This is a genomic window from Hymenobacter aranciens (assembly GCF_030580865.1).
Taxonomy (GTDB): domain Bacteria; phylum Bacteroidota; class Bacteroidia; order Cytophagales; family Hymenobacteraceae; genus Hymenobacter; species Hymenobacter aranciens.
Genome location: NZ_JAUQSY010000004.1, coordinates 181,697 through 207,376 on the forward strand (window position 1 = coordinate 181,697; position 25,680 = coordinate 207,376).

13 protein-coding genes are annotated in these 25,680 nt (G+C 63.0%); 12 read left to right on the forward strand and 1 reads right to left on the reverse strand.

Annotated elements, in window-relative coordinates:
- Window positions 1–8 precede the first annotated feature (8 nt).
- The 5 genes from Q5H93_RS07185 to Q5H93_RS07205 all read left to right on the forward strand — a co-directional run bounded on the left by Q5H93_RS07185 (window position 9) and on the right by Q5H93_RS07205 (window position 11,677).
- A complete protein-coding gene (locus Q5H93_RS07185) occupies window positions 9–1,292 on the forward strand; it encodes a PKD domain-containing protein (RefSeq protein WP_305005828.1) in 1,284 nt (427 codons plus the stop codon).
- Between the two features lie 36 nt (window positions 1,293–1,328).
- Window positions 1,329–2,210 carry a glycoside hydrolase family 16 protein gene (locus Q5H93_RS07190; RefSeq protein WP_305005829.1) on the forward strand — a complete coding sequence of 294 codons (882 nt, stop codon included), beginning with the start codon at window positions 1,329–1,331 and terminating at the stop codon, window positions 2,208–2,210.
- 138 nt (window positions 2,211–2,348) lie between these two features.
- The gene (locus Q5H93_RS07195) at window positions 2,349–4,355 is read left to right on the forward strand and encodes a T9SS type A sorting domain-containing protein (protein WP_305005830.1); all 2,007 of its coding nucleotides are present in this window, start codon (window positions 2,349–2,351) and stop codon (window positions 4,353–4,355) included.
- A gap of 240 nt (window positions 4,356–4,595) precedes the next feature.
- Window positions 4,596–10,274 carry a T9SS type A sorting domain-containing protein gene (locus tag Q5H93_RS07200; protein ID WP_305005831.1) on the forward strand — a complete coding sequence of 1,893 codons (5,679 nt, stop codon included), beginning with the start codon at window positions 4,596–4,598 and terminating at the stop codon, window positions 10,272–10,274.
- A gap of 98 nt (window positions 10,275–10,372) precedes the next feature.
- Window positions 10,373–11,677 carry a sugar MFS transporter gene (locus tag Q5H93_RS07205; RefSeq protein ID WP_305005832.1) on the forward strand — a complete coding sequence of 435 codons (1,305 nt, stop codon included), beginning with the start codon at window positions 10,373–10,375 and terminating at the stop codon, window positions 11,675–11,677.
- Window positions 11,678–11,760: 83 nt separating this feature from the next.
- Here Q5H93_RS07205 and Q5H93_RS07210 read toward each other — a convergent pair whose 3' ends face one another.
- Window positions 11,761–12,804, reverse strand: a complete 1,044-nt coding sequence (locus tag Q5H93_RS07210) for a LacI family DNA-binding transcriptional regulator (RefSeq protein WP_305005833.1) — start codon at window positions 12,802–12,804, stop codon at window positions 11,761–11,763.
- 381 nt (window positions 12,805–13,185) lie between these two features.
- Between Q5H93_RS07210 and Q5H93_RS07215 the strand changes: the two genes are divergently transcribed.
- The 7 genes from Q5H93_RS07215 to Q5H93_RS07245 all read left to right on the forward strand — a co-directional run bounded on the left by Q5H93_RS07215 (window position 13,186) and on the right by Q5H93_RS07245 (window position 25,626).
- Entirely contained in the window at window positions 13,186–15,528 is a 2,343-nt protein-coding gene (locus Q5H93_RS07215; RefSeq protein ID WP_305005834.1) for a chondroitinase-B domain-containing protein, read from the forward strand.
- Between the two features lie 49 nt (window positions 15,529–15,577).
- Window positions 15,578–16,336, forward strand: a complete 759-nt coding sequence (locus Q5H93_RS07220) for an SDR family NAD(P)-dependent oxidoreductase (RefSeq protein WP_305005835.1) — start codon at window positions 15,578–15,580, stop codon at window positions 16,334–16,336.
- Window positions 16,337–16,485: 149 nt separating this feature from the next.
- Complete coding sequence (locus Q5H93_RS07225; protein WP_305005836.1) at window positions 16,486–18,678, forward strand: heparinase II/III domain-containing protein; 2,193 nt, start codon at window positions 16,486–16,488, stop codon at window positions 18,676–18,678.
- A 54-nt stretch (window positions 18,679–18,732) separates the two neighbouring features.
- Window positions 18,733–19,113, forward strand: a complete 381-nt coding sequence (locus Q5H93_RS07230) for a cupin domain-containing protein (protein WP_305005837.1) — start codon at window positions 18,733–18,735, stop codon at window positions 19,111–19,113.
- A gap of 133 nt (window positions 19,114–19,246) precedes the next feature.
- Window positions 19,247–20,542, forward strand: coding sequence for an MFS transporter (locus Q5H93_RS07235; RefSeq protein WP_305005838.1), 1,296 nt, complete (start codon window positions 19,247–19,249; stop codon window positions 20,540–20,542).
- A gap of 96 nt (window positions 20,543–20,638) precedes the next feature.
- Window positions 20,639–23,830, forward strand: a complete 3,192-nt coding sequence (locus Q5H93_RS07240; protein WP_305005839.1) for a SusC/RagA family TonB-linked outer membrane protein — start codon at window positions 20,639–20,641, stop codon at window positions 23,828–23,830.
- Window positions 23,831–24,000: 170 nt separating this feature from the next.
- Entirely contained in the window at window positions 24,001–25,626 is a 1,626-nt protein-coding gene (locus Q5H93_RS07245) for a RagB/SusD family nutrient uptake outer membrane protein (RefSeq protein WP_305005840.1), read from the forward strand.
- The last annotated feature ends 54 nt before the right edge of the window (window positions 25,627–25,680 follow it).

A 25,680-nucleotide genomic window follows, 5' to 3' on the forward strand; every position in this document is an offset into this window, starting at 1 on the left:
TCCTTCTTATGCAAGCTTCCTCCCTTTTTCGTACTTCGGCGCTGCTGCTGGCGGTGGGCACGGCCCTACTGGCTGGCTGCCGCGAAGATGAAGTAGACAGCCTCGAAGGCCCGGCACCCACGGCCGGTTTCACCGTGTCGCTCGATACCACCCAGTTTCCGGTGGTGGCCACCTTCACCAATACCAGCACTGATGGCTTTCTCTACCAGTGGGATTTCGGCGATGGCTCGCCGCTGGTATCGGGGCAAAATGTGACCCACACCTACACCCTGCCGCGTAGCTACCAAGTGCGCCTGGTGGTGGCCGGCCGGGGCGGCACTGGCAATTCGGCGCCCAAGGAAGTTCCCATTCCTTCGCTGTGCGGCAACAACGCCTTTCAGGTGCTAACCAATTGCGGCACCGGCAACTGGACTCTGTCGGACCAGCCCGGCGCCGTGCAGACGCTGGCGGCCGACGGCACCACGGTGCTGAGCTCGTCGACCGCCCCGTTGCCCGAATGCCAGGAAGACGACCAGTTCAGCTTCAGCAGCACCTTCAGCTACACCTATGATGGGGGGCTGAGCTGCACGGCAGGTCAGAATTTCAACGGCGTGTCGGACTTTACCTTCAGGACCGCTCCAGGCGGCCTCGGGCAGCTGACCCTGACCCGCCGCAGCAGCTTCATCGGCCTGGCCGATACCACCCGCAACCGTACCTACGACATCATTGAGGCCACCCCGGCCAACCTGCCGGCTACCAACGCCCGCGTGCGCCTGCGCAGCACCAACGCCGACGGCACCTTCACCGTGATTACGCTGATGCCCCCCGTGCCGCCTCTGGAGCGCGTGGAGCGTCTACTCACCGGGGGCTCGTCGCGCACCTGGGTACTTGACAACACAGTGGCCGCTACCATTATTGTGGGTACGGAGGCGGCCCCGGCCAGCTACTTTGCCGGTGGGGCGCTAGGCAGCCTGCCCGCCTGCCAGGCCGACGACGAGTACACCTTCACCTCGACGCACAACTTCGTGTACAATGCGAAGGCCGAAACTTTTGTAGCCGGCGTGTATGCTTGCCAGGCACCACGTTCGCTGACTACTACCTATACCTACGGCCCGGCTACCGGGGCGGGCCTGGCGCAGTTTGTGCTGGCGCCGCGCACGCCCAGCACCCTGCCGCAGCCCTTCATCGGAGCTACCGATGCGGCGGCCGACTTCACCTACCGCATCCTGTCTATCAACAGCCGCGAGATGGTAATACGCGGCGGCCGCCCCTCAGCCGACCCGGTGTTCACCATCAAGCTGCGGGTGAAGTAGGCTTTTCTCTAACATCCCATTCACTACTTGTTTTTTATGAATCAGTTCCGCAATTATTTCCCCTCCACCATGCTAAGCGCTACCACTGTGGTGTTAGGGCTGCTGGCCAGCGGCTGCACGCAGGAGCCGCCCCGCCCGGAAATCACTGCCACCGAACCGGTGAAAACCGAAGCGACGAACTCGGCCGAAAAGCCACTGGCCGACTACAACGTGCTGGAGTGGGAGGATGACTTTAACGGCAGCTCGCTCAATGCCCAGAACTGGACCCCCGAGGTGAAGGACGGCTGGTACAACAATGAAAAGCAAGCTACCACCAGCGACCGCAGAAACCTGACGGTAACGGGCGGCAACCTTGTGATTACGGCCCTGAAGGAGAACTACAACGGCAAAGCCTACACCTCGGCCCGCATCGTTACCAAGGGCAACCAGGACTTTCGGTTTGGCCGCATCGACGTGCGGGCCAAGCTGCCCAAGGGCAAGGGCATTTGGCCCGCCATCTGGCTGCTCGGCTCGAACGACAGCCAGGTGAGCTGGCCCGCCTGCGGCGAGATTGACATCATGGAGCTGAAGGGCAGCAACCCGCAGACCAGCCTCACTGCCCTGCACTTCGGCAACAGTGTGGCCACCAAGCCGCCGGCGTTGACAAGTGCTTACAGCCTGCCCAACGGCTTGTTTTCCGACGACTTCCACGTTTTCACCCTGGTGCGCAGCCTCAACAAGATGCGCTTCTACGTGGATAACAACGAATACTTCTCGGCCACGGACAAGGATGTGTCGGTGTATCCGTTCAACAACCCGTTCTACATGATTCTGAACGTGGCCGTAGGCGGCGACTTCGACGGCGACCCCGATGCCAGCACCGTCTTCCCGCAGCAAATGCTGGTGGACTATGTGAAATACTACAAGTATGCCGAATAAACAGGCTGTGGGTAAGTGAGTTTTGGCTGCGTGAATCTGGCGGATTACTGCTTGCTCACACACCCGAAATTCGCTTATCCACAATCCTAAATTCACTCCTCAAAAATCAGATTTTTCCTCACTTAACCCATTTGTCAAATGAACACTTTTACCAAGCTGTTCCTGGCTGGCTTAGGCCTCGCGTTTGCGCAGCAGGCCAGCGCCCAGATTCTGCTCGATAACTTCGAGAACACCCGTTTGCTGCAATACCCCGCCAAGAGCGGCGTGCTGACGGAAAATGCGCCCAACCCGGGCTCGAACGCCGTGAACAGCAGCCCGACCTGCGCCAGCTACGCCCGCAATGCGGCCGAGCTGTACGACTACCTAGTGGTGAAGCCCAATGGCAGCAACAACGCCTTTGTGAACTCGGCCGACTACAAAACCGGCACCAAGCGCGTCACCCTGAAGGTTTACTCTCCCGCAGCGGGTATCCCGGTGCAGTTTGTGCTGCAAAATGCGGCCAAGGTGCCTACGGGTTATCCGAACGGCAACTTCGGCGTATTTACCGCCACCACCACGGTAGCTAATGCCTGGGAAACGCTGACGTTTGCCTTCAATGGTGACCCCAGCACGTACGATGCAACGGTATCGGCCACTGACGTTAACCAGTTTACGATTCTCGTGAACCCGGGTCAGACCGTGGGCGGCATGTACTACTTTGACGACGTGATGGGGCCCGACCCAACGACCGTGGGCACCCCGCCGCCCGTGACGGCGCCGGTACCCAGCGTGCTGCTCGACAACTTCGACGGCACCCGGCACCTGAGCTACACGGGCATGAGCGGTGCCATGTCTACGGCCGCCAACCCGGCCGCTGGCACGGCCAACCCCAGCGCCAACGTGGGCCAGTACGTGCGCGCCAACGGTCAGCAGTACGACTACATGTCGATTATCCCCACGGCCGCGCCGCAGACCTTCGGCAATGTGGCCGACTTTGCCAGCGGCACGCAACGCGTGACCATGAAGTTCTACTCGCCCGCTGCTGGCATTCCGCTGGAGCTGGTGATGCAGAACAAGGTGAAAGCCGGCACCGGCTACCCCAACGGCAACTTCGGCGTGTTTAAGGCCACTACCTCAGTCGCCAACGCCTGGGAAACCCTGACCTTCACCTACACGAACGCCGGTGGCACTGTGGACCCCACCGTGGCCTCGATAGACATCGACCAGTTCACGATGCTCATCAACCCCGGCGTGGGCACCGATGGCCGCACCTACTACTTCGACGACTTTATGGGCCCGGACTACACGCGCGGCACCACGCCGCCTGCACCGGCCGTAGCCAGCGTACTGCTCGACAACTATCAGAATGCCCGCTACCTGACCTACACCGGCATGAGCGGTGCCCTGACGCAGAATGCCGCCAACCCGGCATCGAGCGCTGGCAACAACAGCCCCACGGTAGGCCAGTACGTGCGCGGCAACGGCCAGCAGTACGATTACATGTCGCTGGAGCCTACCGCCGCCCCAAAACAGTTCGGTAACGTGGCCGACTTTGCCAGCGGCACGCAGCGCGTGACCATGAAGTTCTACTCGCCCGCTGCTGGCATTCCGCTGGAGCTGGTGATGCAGAACAAGGTGAAAGCCGGCACCGGCTACCCCAACGGCAACTTCGGCGTGTTTAAGGCCACTACCTCGGTCGCCAACGCCTGGGAAACCCTGACTTTCAACTTCACCAACGCGGCAGGCACCGTAGACCCCACCGTGACTTCGATGGACGTCGACCAGTTCACGATGCTCATCAACCCCGGCGTGGGCACCGATGGCCGCACCTACTACTTCGACGACATCACCGGCCCGGCTACCGTGGGCTACGTGCCCACGGCCGTGCGCGCCATCACGTCGGTGGATGCGGCTTTCGCTCCGGTGTACCCCAATCCGGCCCGCGACGTGGCCCACCTGCCCGTGAGCCTGGCAAAAGCCTCGACGGTGAGCTTGGCCGTGTATGACGCCATGGGCCGCCGCGTGCAGGACGTGCTGAGCGCTCAGCAGCGTCCCGCCGGCAAGTTTACGGCCGATGTGAACACCGCCGCGCTGGCCCCCGGCCTCTACACCTGCCGCCTCGTGGTGAATGGTGTGGTGCTGACCCGCCCGCTGAGCGTGCAATAAACTACTTGATAACGAGAGGCTGGGGCGTTTGCTTCAGCCTCTCGCTTTTCAGGAATTCGGCAGTCGGGACCCAGGCCAGAAAGTGGGGAATTACATCTGAATGGCTTGATTTCCGGCTGCCGATTTGCGGAGCCCTGATTTACACTGTGCTACAACCGCCTTCGGGGCGGTTTTGGTGGTTTAGTATGCTTGCTACTGCTTTCATTCTCACTTCTTCAACAATTCCCACCCTTCACTCTTATGAAAAGAGGATTACTCACGGGCCTGCTGCTGGCTCTGGGAGTCGTTTCGGCCAAGGCCCAGACCTTGTACGACGACTTCGAAACCACACCGGGCAGCACCCGCCTGGTGACGTACCGGCCCACTACGGGTGGCACGCTGATTCAAAATCAGATGAATCCGGGCGCCAATGCCGTAAACATGAGCTCAACCGTGGCGCGCTACACCCGCGCTGCCACTGACTTCGACAACTTCGATATCGAGACGCCGCGCCCGATGGCCGATGTGACGCCGTACATTACTGGCATCAAGCATATGACGATGAAGTTCTACTCACCGGCTGCGGGCACGCAGGTGATGCTGGTGTTGCAGAATAAAGCCAAAAACCGCTCGGCCGGCTATCCGGCCGGCAAATACCTGGGCGAATTCAAGGCAACCACCAGCCTGACCAACGCCTGGCAAACCCTGACATTTACATTCAACTCGGTTGACGCCAATAACTTTGACGCCACCGTGACGGCCACCACGATTGACGAAATCACGGTGCTGATTGCGCCGGCCACTACCGGCACCGGCACCTACCATTTCGACGACATCAACGGCCCAGAGCTGTCGTCGGGCACGGGCACGCCCACGGCCGCCCCGGCCGTCACGCAGCTCTTCGATGACTTTGATGCCACGCGCAAGCTGAGCTACCCGGGCGCGGGCGCCGTATTCACGCCGGGCCTAACGGCCCCGGCCGGCAATAGCACCGTGGTGGGCCGCTATGTGCGCGGCGCCGACGCCTACGACCAGCTCCAGATGGCCCCGGCCAACGCCACCTTCTTCGACGACGTGAGCGGCTTTGCCTCCGCCACGGCCACGGTGAAGCCCTCGCTCAAGTTCTATAACCCCACGGCCGCCGCCATTCCCGTCCGGCTCATCTTCGCCAACAACGCCCTGCGCGGCAACAACGCGTACTCGACCGGCAATACCGGCATCGCCGGCACCCACTCGGTGTACACGGCCACGACGAGCGCTGCCGCCGGCTGGCAAACGCTGACCTTTACCTACCAGACTGGCCCCAACGCTGGCGCCTACGACGCCAGCGTGAAAAGCACGGCTATCGACCGCGTGCTGCTGCAAATCAACCCCGGCGCCGGCGTTGGCAACCAGTATCATATTGACGACATTACGCTGCCCGCCGCTACCATTCCCGTGGCGAAGCTCTATGAGAACTTCCGGGATGTGCGTAGCCTGAGCTACGTCGGCGGCGACGGCGTGCTGACGCAGAGCGCCGCCAACCCCAGCACCACCGGCAGCAACCCCAACCCCACTGTGGGCAAGTACGACCGCTCGGCCAATATGTACGACGCATTCTACGTGAAGCTGCCCACGGGTGCCGTGGCCGACGACGTGACCGATTTCTTCAATGGCACGCGCAAAATGACCATGAAGGTGTACAGCCCGCGCCCGGCCGGCGCCATCGTCACCATTTACATGCTCGACAACACGGCCACCGGCAACAACTACCCCAACGGCCGCGACGCTTATTACCAAGCCACTACCACCAAGCAAAACGAGTGGGAAACGCTGACCTTCACGCTGACTACCCGCCTGGGCGCGGGCGTGGCGCAGCAGCGCAACATCAACGGCTTCGGCATTCAGCTCGGCGATAACAGTACCGCCACCGGCACCTGGTACTTCGACCAGTTCTACGGCCCCAACTTCACCATTGCCCCCGGCACGCTCTACGACAACTTCGAGAATACCCGCCAGCTGACCTACACCGCCGCCACCGGCGGCACGCTCAATGCCAGCTACACCAACCCGGCCGTGTTTGACGAGAACTACAGCGCCACCGTGGGCCACTACACCCGCTCGGCTAACGCCACCGATGTGCTGCTGGCCCGCGCCACCGGCAAGCAGCTCGACGACGTGAGCAGCTACGTCAGCGGCACGAATTCCTTCTACCTGAAGGTGTTCAGCAAAACCATTGGTACGCCCGTGCGGCTGCTGCTGCAAAATGCCGCGAAGGCCGGCTCGACGGGCACGTCCACCGGCACGCACTCGGTGTTCCAGGCCAACACCACCAAGTCCAACCAGTGGGAAACGCTGCGCTTTACCTACCAGGCCGGCGGCAGCACCGACGGCACCGTGACGGCCACGCAGGTCGACCAGCTGGCCTTGCTGTTCAACCCCGGCTCGACCGCAGGCGGCCAGACCTTCGACTTCGACTTCTTCGTGGGTCAGAGCCTCATCACGGCCACCGCGCCACCGGCCGGCACCGCCATTACGCAGCTCTACGACGACTTCGAGAACACCCGCCAGCTGACGCTCAAGCAAGTGGATGGCGCCTTCACGCCGGGCACGGGCAACCCCGCCTTCGGCGCTGGTAACTCCAGCATCGTGGTCGGCCGCTACGTGCGCTCGGCCAACCCCTACGACACCTTTGAAATGGCCCCGGCTAACGCCACCTTCTTCAACGACGTGACGGGCTTTGCCTCGCCCACGGCTACGGTGAAGGCTACCATGAAAATCTACAGCACCGTGGCCGGTACCGCCCAGCTCGTGTTTGCCAACGCGGCCACCACCACCGGCGGCAACTACCCCACCGGCCGTCACTCCATCTACACCGCACCCATAACGGCGGCGGGCTGGCAAACCCTGACTTTCACGTACCAGCTGACGCCTGACGCCAGCGTGAAGGGCACGGCCGTCGACCGCATCCAGCTGCAGCTGACGCCCGGTACCGGCGCTACGGGCACCTACTATTTCGACGATATCACGCTGCCCGCCACCACTATGCCGGTGGCCCGGCTCTACGAGAACTTCAATGATGTGCGCGAGCTGACCTACGGCGCCGGCGACGGCGTGCTGACGCAGAATTTCGCCAACCCCAGCACCACCGGCACCAACGCCAACCCGCTGGTGGGCAAATACGTGCGCAGCGCCGTGGCCTATGATACGTTCTACGCCAACTACCCGGCCGGCGCCACGGCCGACGACATTTCGGACTTCGTGAGCGGCAGCCGCAAGATGACCATGAAGGTGTACGCGCCCGCTGCGGGCCGCCCCGTGACCATTACCCTGCTCGACGCCACGGCCACACCCACGAACTACCCCACCGGCCGCAACTCGTTCTACACCGCCACCACGACGGTAGCCAACGCCTGGGAAACCCTGACCTTCAACTTTGCGGGCACGCCCACCGGCGGCGTGAACCCGGTGAAGAACATTTCGGGCATCAACATTCAGTTTGACGGCGGCAACGGCGCGGCCAGCACCTGGTATTTCGACCAGCTCTACGGCCCGAACTTTACCGCGGCCCCCGGCGCCCTCTACGACAACTTCGAAACCGTGCGCGAGATGACCTACGTGCCCGACGGCACCCTGACGCAGAACTTCGCCAATCCCTCGGTGTTCGGAGCCAACTACAGCCCCACGGTGGCTCGCTACCAGCGCGCCGCCACGGCCAACGCCGCCATCAAGATTACGCCCAACGGCGGCAAGCGCCTGACCAACGTGTCGGCCTACGCGAGCACCACGGCCACCAAATTCTTCTATCTGAAGGTATTCAGTCAGCGTATCGGCACGCCGGTAGAGCTGCAGCTGCAAAACGCTGCGAAGGCTACCGGCGGCGCCAACGGCGTCCAGTCCATCTTCACCGCCACCACCACCAAGTCGAACCAGTGGGAAACCCTGCAGTTTGCCTACCAGGCCGCCAACCCCGGCGTGACGACGGATGCCACGGTGAGCGTCAACCAGGTTAACCAGCTGAGCCTGCGCTTTAACCCCGGCGACGCCGCAGCGGGCCAGATATATCACTTCGACTTCTTCGTGGGCCAGGACCTGCTGCTGGCCACCGGCCTCACCTGGAATGGCAGCGTGAGCAGCGACTGGAACGACGGCGACAACTGGAGCGGCGGCACGGCCCCCGTGGCCGTGTCGGGTGCCCCGGCCACCATCCCCGGCGGCCTTTCGCGCTACCCGATTCTGACGGCCGGCAACACCTACGGCTCGCCCGACATCATCATCAACGCCGGCGGCAGCCTCACCCAGACGGGCGGCACGTTTAACCTGGCCAACGGCGTGACCAACAACGGCACCTACAACCAGACCGGCGGCATCACCAACCTGGCCGGCAATGGCAGCCACATCTTCGGCAACGGCAACCCGATGCTGTTCTACGACCTCAACGTGGGCACCGGCGGCATGGGCCTGCTGGGCGGCCCCAACGGTACCATCTCGGTGAAACACCGCATGGTGGTAGCCGGCCCCGTGACCATGAACGCCAGCGGCAAGCTCATTCTCCTCTCCGACGCCACCGGCACCGCCATGGTGGTAAACCGCGGCACGGGCTCGGTGACGGGCAACGTGGTCGTGCAGCGCTACATCGACCCCAGCCTGAACGCCGCCGAGGGCTACCGCCACCTCTCCTCGCCGGTGAACGGCCAGACCGTAGCCAACCTGAAAACCACCACCGGCAGCGTGCCCGTGGTGAACCCGGCCTACAACACGGCCCCGGTGCCCTACACCGTGACGCCCTTCCCAACGGTATTCAGCTACGACGAAAGCCGCCTGACCAACGCCAACGCCACCACCAGCGGCTTCTTCTACGGCTGGAAATCGCCCGCCGCCACCACCGAGGCCCTCACCAACGGGCTGGGCTACACCGTGAACATGGCGCCCGGCACCGTGACCTTCACCGGCCCGCTGCACACCGGCACCTACACCGTGCCTCTGACCCGCGGCGCGACGGCCAACTCAGGCTGGGCCCTGCTCGGCAACCCCTACCCCGGCCCCATCAACTGGGACAGCCTGGCCCGCCCCGCTGGCGTGGAAAACGCGCTCTACACTTTCCGCTCCAACAGCCAGTACGGCGGCGCTTACCAAAGCTACGTGAACGGCGTCGGCCCCACCGGCTCCAACCTCGTGGCCATGGGCCAGGGCTTCTTCACCCGCGTGGTTAGCGGCTCCTCCACGATGACCTTCACCAACGCCGCCCGCATGGTGAGCTACGCCAACCCGGCGCAATACCGCAGCAGCACCACGGCCGATGCCCGCCCGCGCCTCGACCTGGCCCTGACCGCCGCCAACGGCGCCAGCGACGTGCTCTACGTGTACCAGGAAACCGGTGCCACCACCGGCTTCGACAGCCACTTCGACGCCCTGAAAGTGACCCTCAACGGCGGCCAGCAGCCCACGCTGTACCAGCAGGCCGGCACCGAGAGCTTCAGCATCCAGGGCCTGCCCGCCGGGCAGCAGCCCGTGACGATGGCCCTGGGCGTGGATGTGCCGGTGGCCGGCACCTTCACCTTCACGGCCGAGCAGCTGGCCAACTTCCCCGGCAATGCTAGCGTGCTACTCGAAGACACCCAGACCAACACCTGGCACGACCTGCGCAACGGCAGCTACGCCGTGACCCTGCCGCAGGGCCTGCACGCCACGCGCTTCGTGCTGCACCTCTACTCGCAGCGCGCCCTGGCCACGGCCGGCCCCCGCGCCGCCACGGCCCTGCTGGCCTACCCCAACCCGGCCACGGCCGGCACGGTGGTGCGCCTCACCAACGCCACCGCTACCGGCGAAGTGCTGAACATCACCGGTCAGGTGGTGGGCACCTTTGCCAATGGCAAAGTGGCCACCGCCGGCCTCGCTGCCGGCGTGTACATGCTGCGTAATGCCGCCACCGGCGAACGCAGCAAACTCGTGGTTCAGTAAACGACTGCGGCCGGTGCGCCGGCTGGTAGTCAAATTCTTGTGTTGGGGCGGCGTGCAGGCGCCGCCCCAATTTTTTTTACCCTTTCAACCTTTCTTTCGTGGCCTTCGCAGCTCCTCAATCTCCTCCTATTGGCGCCGCCCCTACCGAGGGCGGCCTCGCCCCGCGCTACACCTCGGCGCTGGCTTCGCTCACGGTGCTGTTTTTCATGATGGGGTTTATTACCTGTCTGAACGACATCCTGATTCCCTACCTCAAGGGGCTTTTCACCCTGAGCTATACCAAGGTTAACCTGGTCAACTCCTGCTTTTTCGGGGCTTACCTGATAATGGGTATTCCGGCCGGGCAGGTGGTGAAGCGCCTGGGCTACAAGCGTGGCATGCTGCTGGGCTTTCTGGTGGCGGCGCTGGGCTGCTTCCTGTTTTTCCCGGCCGCCGAAAGCCGCACCTTCGAGCTGTTCTTGGGGGCGCTGTTCGTGCTGGCCACGGGCGTGGTGATGCTGCAGGTGGCCGGCAACCCCTACGTGGCGGTGCTCGGGCCGCCTGAGTCGGCCTCGGCCCGCCTAACCCTCACGCAGGCCTTCAACTCGCTGGCCACGGCCATTGCGCCGCCGCTGGGCTCGGCCCTCATTCTCTCGCACTTACCCGACCTCAAGAAGCTGTCGGCCGCCCAGGCCGCCGCGCTCGATGTGTCGTCGGTGCAGTCGCTGTACCTGGGTATCGGCGTGGCGCTCATTCTCATCAGTGCCCTGCTGTACTTCATGAAGCTGCCCCAGATTCAGCACGCCCCGGCCGAGGCCGGCGACACCAGCAACGCCTGGAGCTACCGCCACCTACTCATGGGCTTGGTGGGCATTTTCACTTACGTGGGCGCCGAGGTCGCCATCGGCTCGCACATCGTGAGCTACCTCAACCAGCCCGAAGTAATGAACATGAGCGCCCAGACGGCCGGCTACCAGGTCGGCTTCTACTGGCTCGGGGCTATGGTGGGCCGCTTCATCGGCGCCGCGGTGCTGAGTAAGTTCCGGGCGGGCCGGGTGCTGGCTTTCAATGCTGTTGGGGCCGTGGTGCTGTTGCTTATTTCCATCAATACCAGCGGTTCCATAGCCATGTGGAGCATCCTGGCTGTGGGTTTGATGAACTCCATTATGTTCCCCACCATCTTCACGCTGGCCGTGCACGGCCTGGGCCGCCACACCGAAGAAGCCTCGGGCCTGCTGTCGGCCGCCATCGTGGGCGGGGCCATCATTCCGCCACTGTTCGGCATGATTGCCGACAGCCAGAGCGGCGGGGGCGGCGTGCACGCGCTGCGCCTAGCCTTCGTGCTACCAGTCATCTGCTACGCCTACATTGCCTGGTACGGCCTGCGCGGCTCGCGGCCAGCGGGACCGGGTTACGCGAGCTAGCAATCTAGTTTTCAGCAAAAAAGAAGGCAGTGGTCGGAACGACCACTGCCTTCTTTTTTTTGGAGCTTGCGGGGCCGTGCCTCTTACCCCCGCCGCAGCAGCGACGACTCCCGCACCACCAGCGTGGGCTTGAGCACCACGGTTTGCGGGGGCAGGCTCTGGTCGCTGTTCAGCATTTCGATGAACAGTTGGGCCGCCACCTTGCCCATGTCGAAGGCCGGCTGGGCCACGCTCGACACGCTGGGCGTGAGCAGACTCATCACCGGCTCATCGTTGAAACCCACCAGCGCCACCTCCTCGGGCACCCGCACGCCGCGCTCGCGCAAGGCCAGCAGGGCGCCCACGGCCAGCCGGTCGCTCATGGCGAAGATGGCGTCGGGGCGCGGCTGCAGGTCCAGCAATTGCAGGGTGGCGCGGTAGGCGTGCTCGCGGTCGAATTCACCGTGCGTTATCAGTTCCTCGATGATGGGCAGGCCGTGCGCGCGCAGCGTGGCGAGGTAGCCCTCCTGCCGCTGGTTGCTGATGAACAGGCTGGCCGGCCCACCCAGGAAAGCAATGCGTCGGCAGCCCTGCTCGATGAGGTGCCCTACGGCCTGCACGGCCCCGTCCTTGTTGTCGAGCACCACCTTCGAGGCCTCCAAATCGGTACCCACGCGGTCGAAAAACACCATCGGCAAGCCGCGCAGCAGCAGCCGCCGGAAGTGGTCGACGTTACTCGTGGCGCTCGACAGCGACACGATGAGGCCATCGACGCGGGTGTTGACGAGGCGCTGGGTATTGGTGATTTCGCGGCCGTACGACTCGTTCGACTGGCAGGTGAGCACGGTGTAGCCGGCTTCCAGCGCCATCTCGTCGATGCCGCGCACGGCGGTGGCGAAGAAGTAATCGAGGTTGGGCACGATGACGCCGATGCTGTGCGCATGCTTGGTTACCAGACTCAGGGCCACCTGGTTGGGCTGGTAGTCGAGCTGTTCGGCCATCTGCAGCACGGCCTGGCGGGTGGCCGGGTTCACGTCGGGGAAGTCGCGCATGGCCCGCGACACGGTGGAGATGGAAATGCCCAGCTCGCGGGCAACGTCCTTGATGGTGGCAGGCCGGGCGGAGTGGCTGCGGCTGTGGGGAGGCATAAGGGACAGCGGTGAGCGAAAGGTGGATAATGCGGCGAAGGCGCCAGGCCGAAAGTTAGGCCAATGTTACTTTGAAACGCCGTTTGGGCTCCGGAATCGGTTGCGGCGGGCTTTTTGTAATGGCCCCAAACGGCCCTGGCAGCCCGTTTTCGAGAACCCCAAACCGGGCTCGGCAATTTAATTTTTCTGCGAGAACAACAATTTACGCAATCGATGCCGGCAACGTTACCGGTAACGTTTTTCAGTTGCAATTTACGACGAAATACGGCTCCTGACGGCTGCCTGCAGCCTTGTTTTCGGATAATAGTCCGTTTACATTTGAAGCAAGGATACCCCATCCGCCACCCTCTCCCCACTCCCACCCAATAGCACAAAACCCAGATGAGCCACTTCCGAACCCTGTTCCTAAGTACGCTGCTCGCCGGGGGTGTGGGGTCGCTGGCGCAGGCCAAGGCCATGAAAGTAGCCGACGCGGCAGCCTTCAAAGCGGCCGTGCCACAGCTGCAGCCCGGCGATACGCTGGTGCTAGCCGCCGGCACCTGGCAGGATGCCAAGCTTATATTCAAGGCCGAGGGTACGGAAAAGCAGCCCATCGTGCTGCGGGCCGAAAAGCCGGGCGCGGTGAAGCTGCAGGGGCAGTCGAACCTGCGGCTGGCGGGGCATTACCTGGTGGTGTCGGGCCTGGATTTCCGCAACGGCTACGCGCCGAGCGGCTGCGTGATTGAGTTTCGGGAAAACGCCCAAGCTCTGGCCTTCCACTGCCGGGTGACCGAGTGCGTGATTGAGGACTATAACAAGCCGGCCCGCGAGGAAGACAAGGACGACATCTGGGTGAAGCTGCACGGGCAGCACAACCGCTTCGACCACAACTACGTGGCCGGCAAAAAAACCGGCGGCGTGACCATGGCCGTGGACCTGGCCGTGCCCGAAAGCCAGAACAACTACCACCAGATTGACCACAACTACTTCGGCCCCCGCCCCCGCCTGGGCTCCAACGGCGGCGAAACCCTCCGCGTGGGCGTTTCGACCTACTCGCTGACGGCCTCGCACACTCAGATTGAGGAAAATTACTTCTATAAGTGCAGCGGCGAGGTCGAAATCATCTCCATCAAGTCGGGCGAAAACGCGGTGCGCCGCAACCTCTTCGTGGAGTGCGAGGGCAGCGTGGTGCTGCGCCACGGCAACAACAACCTGGTGGAAGGCAACTACTTCCTGGGCAACGGCAAGGCTCACACCGGCGGCGTCCGCATCATCAACGCCGGCCACCGCGTGCTCGACAACTACTTCGCCGACCTGCGCGGCACCAATTTCCGCGGGGCGCTGGTAATCATGAACGGCGTGCCCAACTCGCCCCTCAACCGCTACAACCAAGTGAAGGACGTGACCGTGAGCGGCAACATCTTCCTAAACTGCGACAACATTGAGCTCTGCGAGGGCAAGGACGGCGAGCGCACCGCCACGCCGGAAAACGTAACCATCAGCAACAACATCTTCTACAACCTGCTGGCGACAAAGCAATTCACCGTCAACGACGACATCAGCGGCATTACCTTCAAAGACAACCCGACGCTGCTCAGCAGCTCGCCCAACCTGCCCGGCCTGACGGCTACGCCACTGATTCTGCAGCGCTCGGCCGACGGCCTGACCGTGCCCACCGTGGGCAAGGGCAAGCCCAAGCAGCGCCGCCCCGTGACGGAGGCCGAGAGCGGCCCGCGCTGGTTCCGGCCCACGGTGGTGCCCGGCATGGGCACCGGCAAACTATGGAAAGTGCCCGCCAATGAAGCCGATGCCCTGCGCCGCGTGTGCCAACAGGCTCAGCGCGGAGACATTATCGAGCTGAGCAGCGCGGGCACATATCCCGTTTCGCAGCCCATTGCGGTAGCGGTGCCGCTGGTGGTGCGGGCAAAAAAAGGCCTGACCAGCCGCCCGGTGCTCAGCTTTGCAGGCAGCGGCACGGGGCGGGCGTTTTTCAGCATTGAAAATGGTGGCATGCTGCGCCTGAGCGGTTTGGCTTTCGATGGCAACGCGCCGGCGGGCACGGCCGATGCGCTGATTCGCACCAGCGCACAGCCGATGCTGGAGCACTACAACCTGTGGGCCGACAACTGCACGTTTTACAACCTGCGCGACGGCGGGAAAAGCGCCTTTCAGGCCACCAAAAGCACCTACGCCGACACGGTGCAGTTCAGCAATAGCCTATTTTACGACCTCGGGGGCAATGCCTTGAGCCTAAATACCGAGACGCAAAACAAAGGTACTTATAACGCCGAGAATGTGGTGTTGCGCAACTGTCTGTTTCGCAACGTGCAGGGCGGCGCGCTGGACCTCTACCGGGGCGGCAACGACGAAAGCACCCTCGGCCCACTACTGACCGTGGACCACTGCACCTTCGACAACGTGGGCAACGCGCCCGAAGGCTACGTGCTGAAACTGACCGGCGTACAATGGTCGGAAATCAGCCAGTGCCTGTTCAACGACAGCGGCAGAAATGGCTACGCCATCCTAGCGCAGAACTCGGCCAAAAGTACCGCTACGCTGCTCAATACCAACTTCTCCCGCTCGGGCCAGCTGAGTTCGGAATACAAGCCGCAAACCCGGCAGGTGGCCTACGTGGCCACCGAGTTTGTAAACCCGGCGCGGCTCGACTACCGCCTGAAAACGCCGGATTCCGGGCTGAAAACCAGCACCGACGGCCGCTTGCCGGGCTACGCGGCCCGGCCCTAAAATCTCCTACCTCAGACTTACTATCTCACGTTTTTTTTTCAACGACGACATGCAGGATTTAACAGGAAAAGTAGCTTTGGTAACCGGCGGTGGCCGCGACATTGGCCGGCAGGTGGTGCTGGCCCTCGCCAAAGCCGGCGCCAACGTGTGCTTCAACTACTTCGACTCGGATACGGAAGCGGATGCCACCCTGGAGGAAGTGCAGAAAATCGGCGCCGGCCAGGGCCTGCAGGCCCAGGGCGACATGACCAACGCCGCCGACGTGGACCGCGTAGTAAAGGCTTGCACCGAGGCCTTTGGCCCGCGCATCGACATCCTGGTGAACGTGGTGGGCGGCCTGGTGGGCCGCAAAACCATGGAGGAAATGGACGAGCAGTTCTGGGATTTCGTGATTGACGTGAACCTGAAATCGGTTTTCCTGGTGACCAAGCGCGTGCTCCAACAGATGGAGGCCGGCGCGTCCATCATCAATTTCGCCTCGCAGGCCGCCCGCGATGGCGGCGGCCCCGGTGCCATCGCCTACGCTACCGGCAAAGGCGCGGTGCTGACCATGACCCGCGGCCTGGCCAAAGAGCTGGGGCCGAAAGGCATCCGCGTGAACTCGATTTCGCCCGGCATGATTGCCACGGCTTTCCACGATACCTTCACCAAGCCTGAAGTGCGCGAGCGCGTGGCCGGCATGACGCCCCTGCGCCGCGAAGGCCAGGCCGCCGAAGTGGCGGAGCTGGTGGCGTACCTGGCGTCGGACCAGGCCTCATTCATCACCGGCTCGTCGGTGGATATCAACGGCGGCACCTATTTCTGCTAACCAAAACCCCACCCCCGGCCCCTCCCCTTCGGGAGAGGGGGGCGTTCCAGAACAACTCGCGTCTGGCCCCCCTCTCCCGAAGGGGAGGGGCCGGGGGTGGGGTCAAACCCTAAAAATCAATGCAATTTCAGCGGCTCATACGTTTGTGGATGCTCCTGGCAGGACTGGCGATGCTGCCTGGTGGGACGGTCAGCGCCGCCGCGCCGGGGCATCCTTCGCTGCTCATCACGGCGGCGGAAGTAGGGCCGCTACGCCAGGGCCTCGACCAGTACCCGCTGCTGGAAAAGACCTACCAAAGCCTCAAAAAAACCGCCGATAAGGCGCTGGCCAGCCCGATGGCGGTGCCCGTGCCGAAGGACCCCGCCGGGGCCTACACCCACGAGCAGCACACCCGCAATTACTACGCGCTGCAAGCCGCCGGCCTCTGCTACCTCATGAGCAAGGACGGCAAGTACGCCCGCTTCGTGCGCGACATGCTGCTGGAATACAGCAAGCTGATTCCCGGGCTCAAAAACCACCCCGAGGCCAAAAGCTCGTCGCCGGGCCGGCTGTTTCACCAGGCGCTGAACGACTGCAACTGGGTGGTGTATGCCATCCAGGGCTACGATGCGGTGTATGAAACGCTGACGCCGGCCGAGCGCAAACAGATTGAGGACGGGGCGTTTCGGCCGCTGTGCAACTACTTCACCCAGGATTTGAAATCGTGGTTTAACCTCGTGCACAACCACGGGGTGTGGGCGGCCACGGCCGTGGGCATGACCGGCTACGCCCTGCACGACCAGAAGCTGGTGGACATGGCCCTACGCGGCACCCAGAACGACGGCAAAAGCGGCTTCCTGGCCCAGCTCAACCAGTTGTTTTCGCCTGACGGCTACTACACCGAGGGGCCCTACTACGCCCGCTACGCGCTGTCACCGTTCTACCTCTTCGCCCAGACCATCGAGAACAACCAGCCGGAGCTGAAAATCTTCCAGTACCGCGACCAGATTCTGCGCAAGGCCCTGCAATCGGCTCTGCAATTGACGAATACCGACGGCCGGTTCTACCCGCTGAACGACGCGCTGAAGGAAAAAGACTGGACCACGCAGGAGCTTATCGCCGCCATTTCCATCTCCTTCCAGCGCTACGGGGCCGATAACACCCTGCTCGGCCTGGTCCAGCAGCAGAAGAAATTGATACTGAGCACCGGCGGCCTGGCCGTGGCTAAAGCCGCCGCCGAAGCCGGCAAAAACCCGCCCGCCTACCAGCGCCGCAGCGTGGTGTACCGCGACGGCGCCACCGGCACCGAGGGCGGCCTGGCCGTCCTCCGCGCCGGCGCGCCGGACGAGCAGACCTCGCTGATTTTCAAATACACCAGCCACGGTCTCTCGCACGGCCACTACGACAAGCTGAGCCTGGCCATGTACGACCGCGGCCGTGAGGTGCTGCAGGACTACGGCGCGGTGCGCTTCCTGAATATCGAAGCCAAGGAGGGCGGCCGCTATTTGCCCGAAACCAAGTCGTTTGCCAGCCAGACCATTGCCCACAACACGGTGGTGGTGGATGAGGCTTCGAACTTCGGTGGCAAGGAGAAAGTGGCCGAGACGAAGTCAGGCGAAGCCTGGTTTGCCGACCTCGACAACCCGGCCGCGCAGGTGGTGAGCGCCAAGGCCAACACCGCCTACGACGGCGTGCAGCTGCACCGCACGCTGGCGCTGTTCCGCGACAGTGCCAGCGGTAAGCCCCTGGTGCTGGACTTGTTTCGCGTCAATTCGGCCACCACGCACCAGTACGATTTGCCGTTTTACTACCAGGGCCAGCTGATTTCGACCAGCTTCCAGTACGACAGCTTTTCGACCAGCCGCCAGCCGCTGGGCAGCAAAAACGGCTACCAGCACCTCTGGAAGGAGGCCCAGAGCCGCCCGGTGCGCACGCCCGGCCTGGCCACTCTCACTTGGCTCGACGGCCCGCAGTTCTACTCCGTGACCACGGCCACCGACACCGCCACCCACCTCGTGCTGGCCCGCATCGGCGCCACCGACCCGAATTTCAACATGCGGCCCGAGCCGGCGCTCATCATCCGCGAAAAGGCCAAAAACCAGGTCTTTGCCTCGGTTATCGAAGCCCACGGCGAGTTCAACCCCACGGCCGAAACCGCCTCCGGCTCGCGCTCCAACGTGGAGCGCCTGACGGTGTTGCTCGACAGCCCCGAGGCCACCGTGGTGGAACTGAAGCTGCGCCGCGGCGGCACCTACCGCCTGGCCGTGGCCAACCAGGACGCCGGCGCCACCAAAACCCATCAGGTGACGGTGGCCGGCCAGCCGCTGAAGTGGCAGGGGCCTTACCAGTTCAAGCGCTTATAAAGCTCAAACAATCAACTCTCCCATATTCCCAACCCTACCCCAATCCTCTGCGCTATGCGGTACTTTAGCAACGTATTTATTCAAGACGACGACATTTCCTGGGAGGCCGTGGGCCCCGGCGTGCGCCGCAAAATCCTGGCCTACGACGACAGCATCATGCTGGTGAAAGCCGACTTCGAAACCGGCGGCGTGGGCCCCATCCACCAACACTTCCACAGCCAGACGACCTACATCGAGAGCGGCGAGTTTGCCGTGACTATCGGTCATGAAACCAAGGTGTTGCGCACGGGGGATGCCTACTACATTCCACCGCATGTGCCGCACGGGGCCACCGCCCTGCAGGCCGGCGTGCTGCTGGATATGTTCAGTCCCATCCGTGAGGATTTCATGACCGGGCACCCCGCTTACGCCGAGCAAAGTACGGCTACGGCCTGATTTGACTGTCATGCTGAACGCAGTGAAGCATCTCTACCGCAGCAGTAATTTCTACCGATTGGATTTACTCCTGCGGTAGAGATGCTTCGACAAGCTCAGCATGACAAACGACCTCCACTGCTCAACCCCACCCATGCAGCCAACCGCTCCCCCGCCCACTGCCACCACCGCCCCGCGCCAGGTCAACGGCCTGCGCTGGTGGATAATCGCGCTGATTGCCGTTGCCACGGTTATCAACTACATCGACCGCAACGCGCTGGCGGTGATGTGGCCCGGCATTGCTGAAGATTTGCAGCTGGGCAAGGAGCAGTACGCGCTGGTGGTGAGCTTTTTCATGGTGGCCTACGGTATCAGTCAGAGCGTGTCGGGCCGGCTGTTCGATAAGGTAGGCACGCGGCTGGGCTTCACCATTTCCATCGTGGTGTGGAGCGTGGCGGCGGGGCTGCACGCGCTGTCGCGCGGGCTGCTGTCGTTCGCGGCGTTTCGGGCGCTGCTGGGGCTGGGCGAGGCCGGCAACTGGCCCGGCGCGGCCAAGTCTAATGCCGAGTGGTTTCCGGTGCGGGAGCGGGCCTTCGCACAGGGCCTGTTCAATGCCGGGGCCTCGCTGGGCGCGGTGATTTCGGCCCCGCTCATTGCCTGGTTTTACGCGGAGTTTGGCTGGCGTTCGGCCTTTGTGATTATCGGGGCACTGGGCATTTTGTGGGTGATTCCGTGGTGGATAATCAACAAAGCCGTGCCCAAGCACCACCCCTGGCTGACGGAGCAGGAGCGTCAGCACATCCTCGACGGCCAGCCGGCCACCCCGGCCGTGGCCGACGTAGCGCTGCCCGTGGCCACGCTGCTGCGCTACCGGCAGTCGTGGTCGGTCATCGTGTCGCGCTTCCTGCTCGACCCCATCTGGTGGCTGTTCGTGAGTTGGCTGCCGATTTACCTGCACGAGCGGTTTCAGTTCGATATCAAGCAGATTGGCGCTTTCGCCTGGTTTCCTTACGTGGGGGCGGCGCTGGGCAGCCTGGGCGGCGGCTGGCTGTCGGGCCGCCTTATCCGCAGCGGCTCAGTGAACCGGGCCCGCAAAACCTGCATCGTGCTGGGCTGCATTATCATGCTGCCGGCGCTGGTGCTCAGTGCCTGGGCCGCCACGCCCGAAACGGCCATGCTCTGCATCTTCTTCGCCCTCATGGGCTTCCAGATTACCATTGGTAACATCCAGACCCTGCCGGGTGACTTCTTCTCGGGCAAGTCGGTGGGGACGCTGGCGGGGCTGGGCGGCACCAGCGCCGTGTTTGGCACGCTACTGACTACCTGGCTGGTACCGGTGCTCACCCGCGACGGCTACGCGCCCTTCTTCGGGCTGGCGGCGCTGCTGGTGCCGCTGGGCGCCGTGGCCGTGCTCCTGCTGAGCGGCGAAATCAAACGAGTTAATCCCTAGCGTGTAGAGACGCAATATTTTGCGTCTCCCACCAGAACGATAATGCGCTAACGATGAGACGCAAAATACTGCGTCTCTACTCAAAATCCCACCCTCATGAATTCTTCCTTTACTTTGTTGATGCAGTGCTGGCGGCAGCTCACGGGGGCCGGCCGCCTGGCCAGCGCCCTGCTGCTGGCTGCGCTGCTGTGTGCGGGCGGGCCGCTGCGGGCCCAGCCCACGGGGCCGGTCACGGCCTCGGGCCGGGTGCTCGATGCCTCCGGCGAGCCGCTCATCGGCGTGAGCGTGCGGGTGAAGGATGCCGAAATCGGCACGATTACCGATACCGAGGGGCGCTACACACTGCAGGTGCCGGACGCCCAGCGCACGCTGATTTTCTCCTACGTGGGCTTCCAGACGCTGGAGCGCGGGCTGAAAGGCAATGGGCTGATGAACATCACCCTGCGCGCCGACCAGAACAGCCTCGATGAAGTTGTGGTAATCGGCTACGGGGAGGTGAAGCGCAGCGACCTCACCGGCTCGGTGGGCTCGGTGAACGTAGAGGATTTGAACAAGGCCCCAGTGAAGTCGTTCGACGATGCGCTGGCCGGGCGCGTGGCGGGTGTGCAGGTGACTTCGCCCGACGGCCAGCCCGGCGCGGCTCCCAACATCATCATCCGGGGCGGCAACTCGATTACGCAGGACAACTCGCCGCTGTATGTGATTGACGGCTTTCCCATTGAGGATTACAACAATAACGCCATCAACCCCTCGGATATTGAGTCGATTCAGATTCTGAAGGATGCCTCGGCGACGGCCATCTACGGCTCGCGCGGGGCCAACGGCGTGGTGCTCATCACCACCAAGCGCGGCTCGGACGCGGCGCCCACCATCAGCTACGACACTTACTACGGCGTGCAGGAGAGCATTTCGAAGGCCAAGCTGATGGACCCGTATGAATTTGTGAAGCTGCAGATTGAGTTCGACTCGGTGACGGCGCGGCAGCTGTATTTGTCGAACGGCCGGACGCTGGAAAGCTACCGCAGCGCCAACGGCATCGACTGGCAGAAGCAGATTCTGCGGCAGGCCGCCATGTGGAGCCACTCGCTGGCCATCCGGGGCGGCAGCAAGGGCACCCGCTACTCGGTGTCGGGCTCCATTCTGAACCAGGATGGCACGATTCTGAACTCGGGCTTCAAGCGCTACCAGGGCCGCCTGACCCTCGACCAGGATGTGAAGCAGAACCTGCGCGTGGGCATGAACGCCAATTTCAGCAACATCAGCACCTACGGCACCCAGGTGGGCGGCTCCTCCAACTCCGACTTTGCGCTGCTGACCAGCCTCTACGGCTACCGCCCGGTGAACGGCACCGGCGACCTCGACCAGCTGCTGAACCAGGCCGAGGACGAGGACGTGACCTCCTCCAGCAACTACCAGTGGAACCCGCTCTACACGGTGCGGAATGAGGTGCGCAACCGCATCACCAACCAGCTTACCGCCAACGCCTACGCCGAGTACAGCTTCAGCCCCTCGCTGAAGCTGCGCGTGACCGGCGGCGTGGACCGGCGCCTGCTGCGCTACGAGGTGTTCAACAACTCGATGACCCGCACCGGCAATACCAACAACCCCAACGGCCAGAACGGCGTGAACGGCTCCATCACCTTCACCGAAACCAACAACTACGTCAACGAAAACACGCTGACCTACAACAAAATATTCAAGCGCTACCACCGCATCACCTCGGTTACGGGCGTCACGTTCCAGGGCACCCGCACGATGATTTCGGGCGGGGGCGCCATCCTGATTCCCAACGAGCAGCTGGGGCTGAGCGGCATGGACGAGGGCATTCCCTACTCCATCGCCAGCCTGCGCTCGCAGAACACCCTGGCCTCGGCGCTGGAGCGCGTGAACTACGCCTACCGGGGCAAGTACCTGCTCACGGCTTCGTTCCGGGCCGATGGCTCGTCGAAATTCGCGCCGGGCAACAAGTGGAGCTACTTCCCCTCGCTGGCCGCCGCCTGGCACCTTAATAAAGAGAAGTTTATGCGCGGCATCAAGCCACTGTCGGATGCCAAGCTGCGGGCCAGCTACGGCCTCATCGGCAACAACCGCGTGACCGACTACGCCTACCTCGCCTCGCTGGGGCTGCCGGTGGGCGAGTCGTACTCGCCGGGCGGGGTGTTCACGCGGGGCATCGTGCCGCTCACCATCGGCAACCCTAACCTGAAGTGGGAAACCACCCGCGAGCTGAACCTCGGCTTCGACCTGGGCTTTATCGACCAGCGCATTACGCTGTCGGCCGACGTATACCGCAAGAAAACCACCGACCTGCTGCTGGCCTCGCAGCTGCCACCCACCAGCGGTTACGCCAGCGCTTTCCAGAACATCGGGGCAGTACAAAACCAGGGGCTGGAGCTGACCCTGAACACGGTAAACGTATCGAGCAAAGCCTTCTCGTGGACCTCAAACTTCAACATTGCCTTCAACCGCACGAAGGTGCTGGAGCTGACCCGCAACCAGACCTATATCCAGTCGACGGTGGGCTGGTCGTCGTCGTCGGGCTACGGCAACGTGCCGGCGTATGAGGCAGTTATCGGGCAGCCGGTGGCCATGTTCTACGGCTACCAGTGGGTGGGCAACTACCAGACCAGCGACTTCGACCAAAGCTCGACCGGTGCCTACACCCTGAAAGCCGACGTGCCCAACAACGGCAACGCCCGCGCCAGCATCAAGCCCGGCGACATCAAATACGCCGACCTCAACGGCGACAACGTGGTGGACAACAGCGACCGCAGCATCATCGGCAACCCCAACCCGGACTTCATCGGCGGCTTCTCCAACAACTTCACCTACAAAAACTTCGACCTCAATATCTTCCTGCAAGGCTCCTACGGCGGCGAGCTGCTGAATGCTAACCGCATCATGTTTGAGGGGGGCGCGCTGAAGAATGGCCTCAATCAGTTTGCCTCCTACGCCGACCGCTGGACGCCTGAAAACCCGACCAACGAGCTCTACCGCGTGAATGGCCAGGGCCCCCGCGTGTACTCCACGCGCATCATCGAGGACGGCTCCTACCTGCGCCTCAAAACGGTGAACCTGGGCTACACCATCCCGGCTACCTGGGTGCGCTTCGCCCACCTCAAAACACTGCGCTTCTACGCCTCGGCCCAGAACCTGATTACCTGGACCAAGTACTCCGGCAACGACCCCGAGGTGTCGATTTATAGCTCGCCGCTGACGCCGGGCTTCGACTTCTCGGCTTACCCCCGCGCCCGCACGCTCACGCTGGGGCTTAATCTGTCGCTGTAATCAGCCAACTCATTCGTTTGCAATTGTTTTTGAACTTGGATAGCGTTAGGTTTTGGGTGTTTGGTGTTGGGTTTTAGGTATTCGGGCTTGCGCTCAGTAATACCTCCCAAAACCTGAAACCCAACACCAAACACCCAAAACCTAACACCTAAAGCTCCCAGTCTCATATTATGAAAAAACTATCCTTCCTGCTACTCCTCGGCCTGCTCACATCCTGCAACGACTACCTGGCCACCGACCCGGAGGATTTCGTGGCCCCGGAAACCTACTACAACAACGAGGCGCAGCTGACTTCGGCGCTGATGGGCATCTATACCAAGCTGGGCAACACCATCAACCAGGGCGGCAGCGCCGAGGAATCGACTTACTCGCGCTTTCTGTCCTTGGAGGCGCCCTCGGCCACCGACGAGATGCTGGCCCGCAGCAACAGCGCCGTGGCCGTGAGCAGCTACAGCTTCGACTCGTCGTACCCGCAGATTGTGAACTGCTGGACCAATCTGTACCAGGGCATTGACCGCGCCAACCTGCTGCTGGAGCGCCTCGACCAGGCCAATACTTCGCAGGAAGTGAAAGACCAGATTCGCGGCGAGGCGCTGTTTCTGCGCGGCTACTACTACTTTCTGCTGGTGGGCTACTGGGGCGACGTGCCGCTGAAGCTGACCTCGACCACGAGCGTGAACGACGTGAACATTGCCCGCACGCCGGCGCACGACGTGTACGCCCAGATTATTAAGGATATGACTGACGCCGAGCCGCTGCTGAAAAACGGCACGGAGTGGGGCAACTCGGGCCGGATTTCCAAGACCGGCTGCCAGGGTGTGCTGGCCCGCGTGAACCTCTACGCCGCCGGCCGCCTGGGCGAAACCGACAAATACGTGGCCGCCCGCGACTGGGCCAAGAAGGTCATTGACTCGGGCCAGCACTCGTTGAATCCCAGCTACTCTCAGATTTTCAAGAACGAAAGCGCCGACGTGTACGACCCGCAGGAGTGCATCTGGGAAGTGGAGTTTAACGGCAACGCCATCGGCAGCATCTACCGCGAAGCCAGCCGCTTCGGCTCGACGCTGGGCGTGCGCAACGACGAAGAAACCCGCGGCTACATGCAGGGTTTGTACGTGGCTACCGGCACCCAATACAACCGCTATAACGCCGCCGACCTGCGCCGCGACTGGAACATCGCCAGCTACTACTACCCCGGCTACGACGCCACCCGCGGGCCCACCACCTACGCCACCACATACGTGTGGGGCCGCTACATCAACAAGTGGCGCCGCGACAGCGAAACTCTGCGCCCGTTCAACAAAAACCTGGGCCCCACCAACTGGCCCCTGCTCCGCTACGCCGACGTGCTGCTGATGTACGCCGAAGCTGAGAATGAAGTGAATGGCGGCCCCAGCGCCGCCGCCATCCTGGCCGTGAACCAGGTGCGCCGCCGTGCCTACGGCTTCCCCCTCAGCACCCCCGCCACCACCTCCGACCTCACCACCGCCAACACCGCCAGCAAGGCCGCCTTCCTGACTTTCCTCAAGGAAGAGCGGGCCCGCGAGCTGGCTTTCGAAGGCTGGCGCAAGCTCGATTTGCTGCGCTGGGGCACCTTCCTCACGGTGATGAAGGGCATGATTCCCATCATCACCGCGCAGGCGCCATCGAGCTCTAACGCGGCCCTGGGCTACTACGGCCGCACCGCCACGCTGCTGCCTTATCAGAATGTATCGGAGCGCGATGTGCTGTGGCCCATCCCCTCAAACGAGTTGGCGCTGAACCAGGCCATGACGCAGAATCAGGGCTGGAATTAGAACGTCATCCTGAGCGCAGCGAAAGGACCTCGCCTGCTTCTCTGTGGGAGTAAT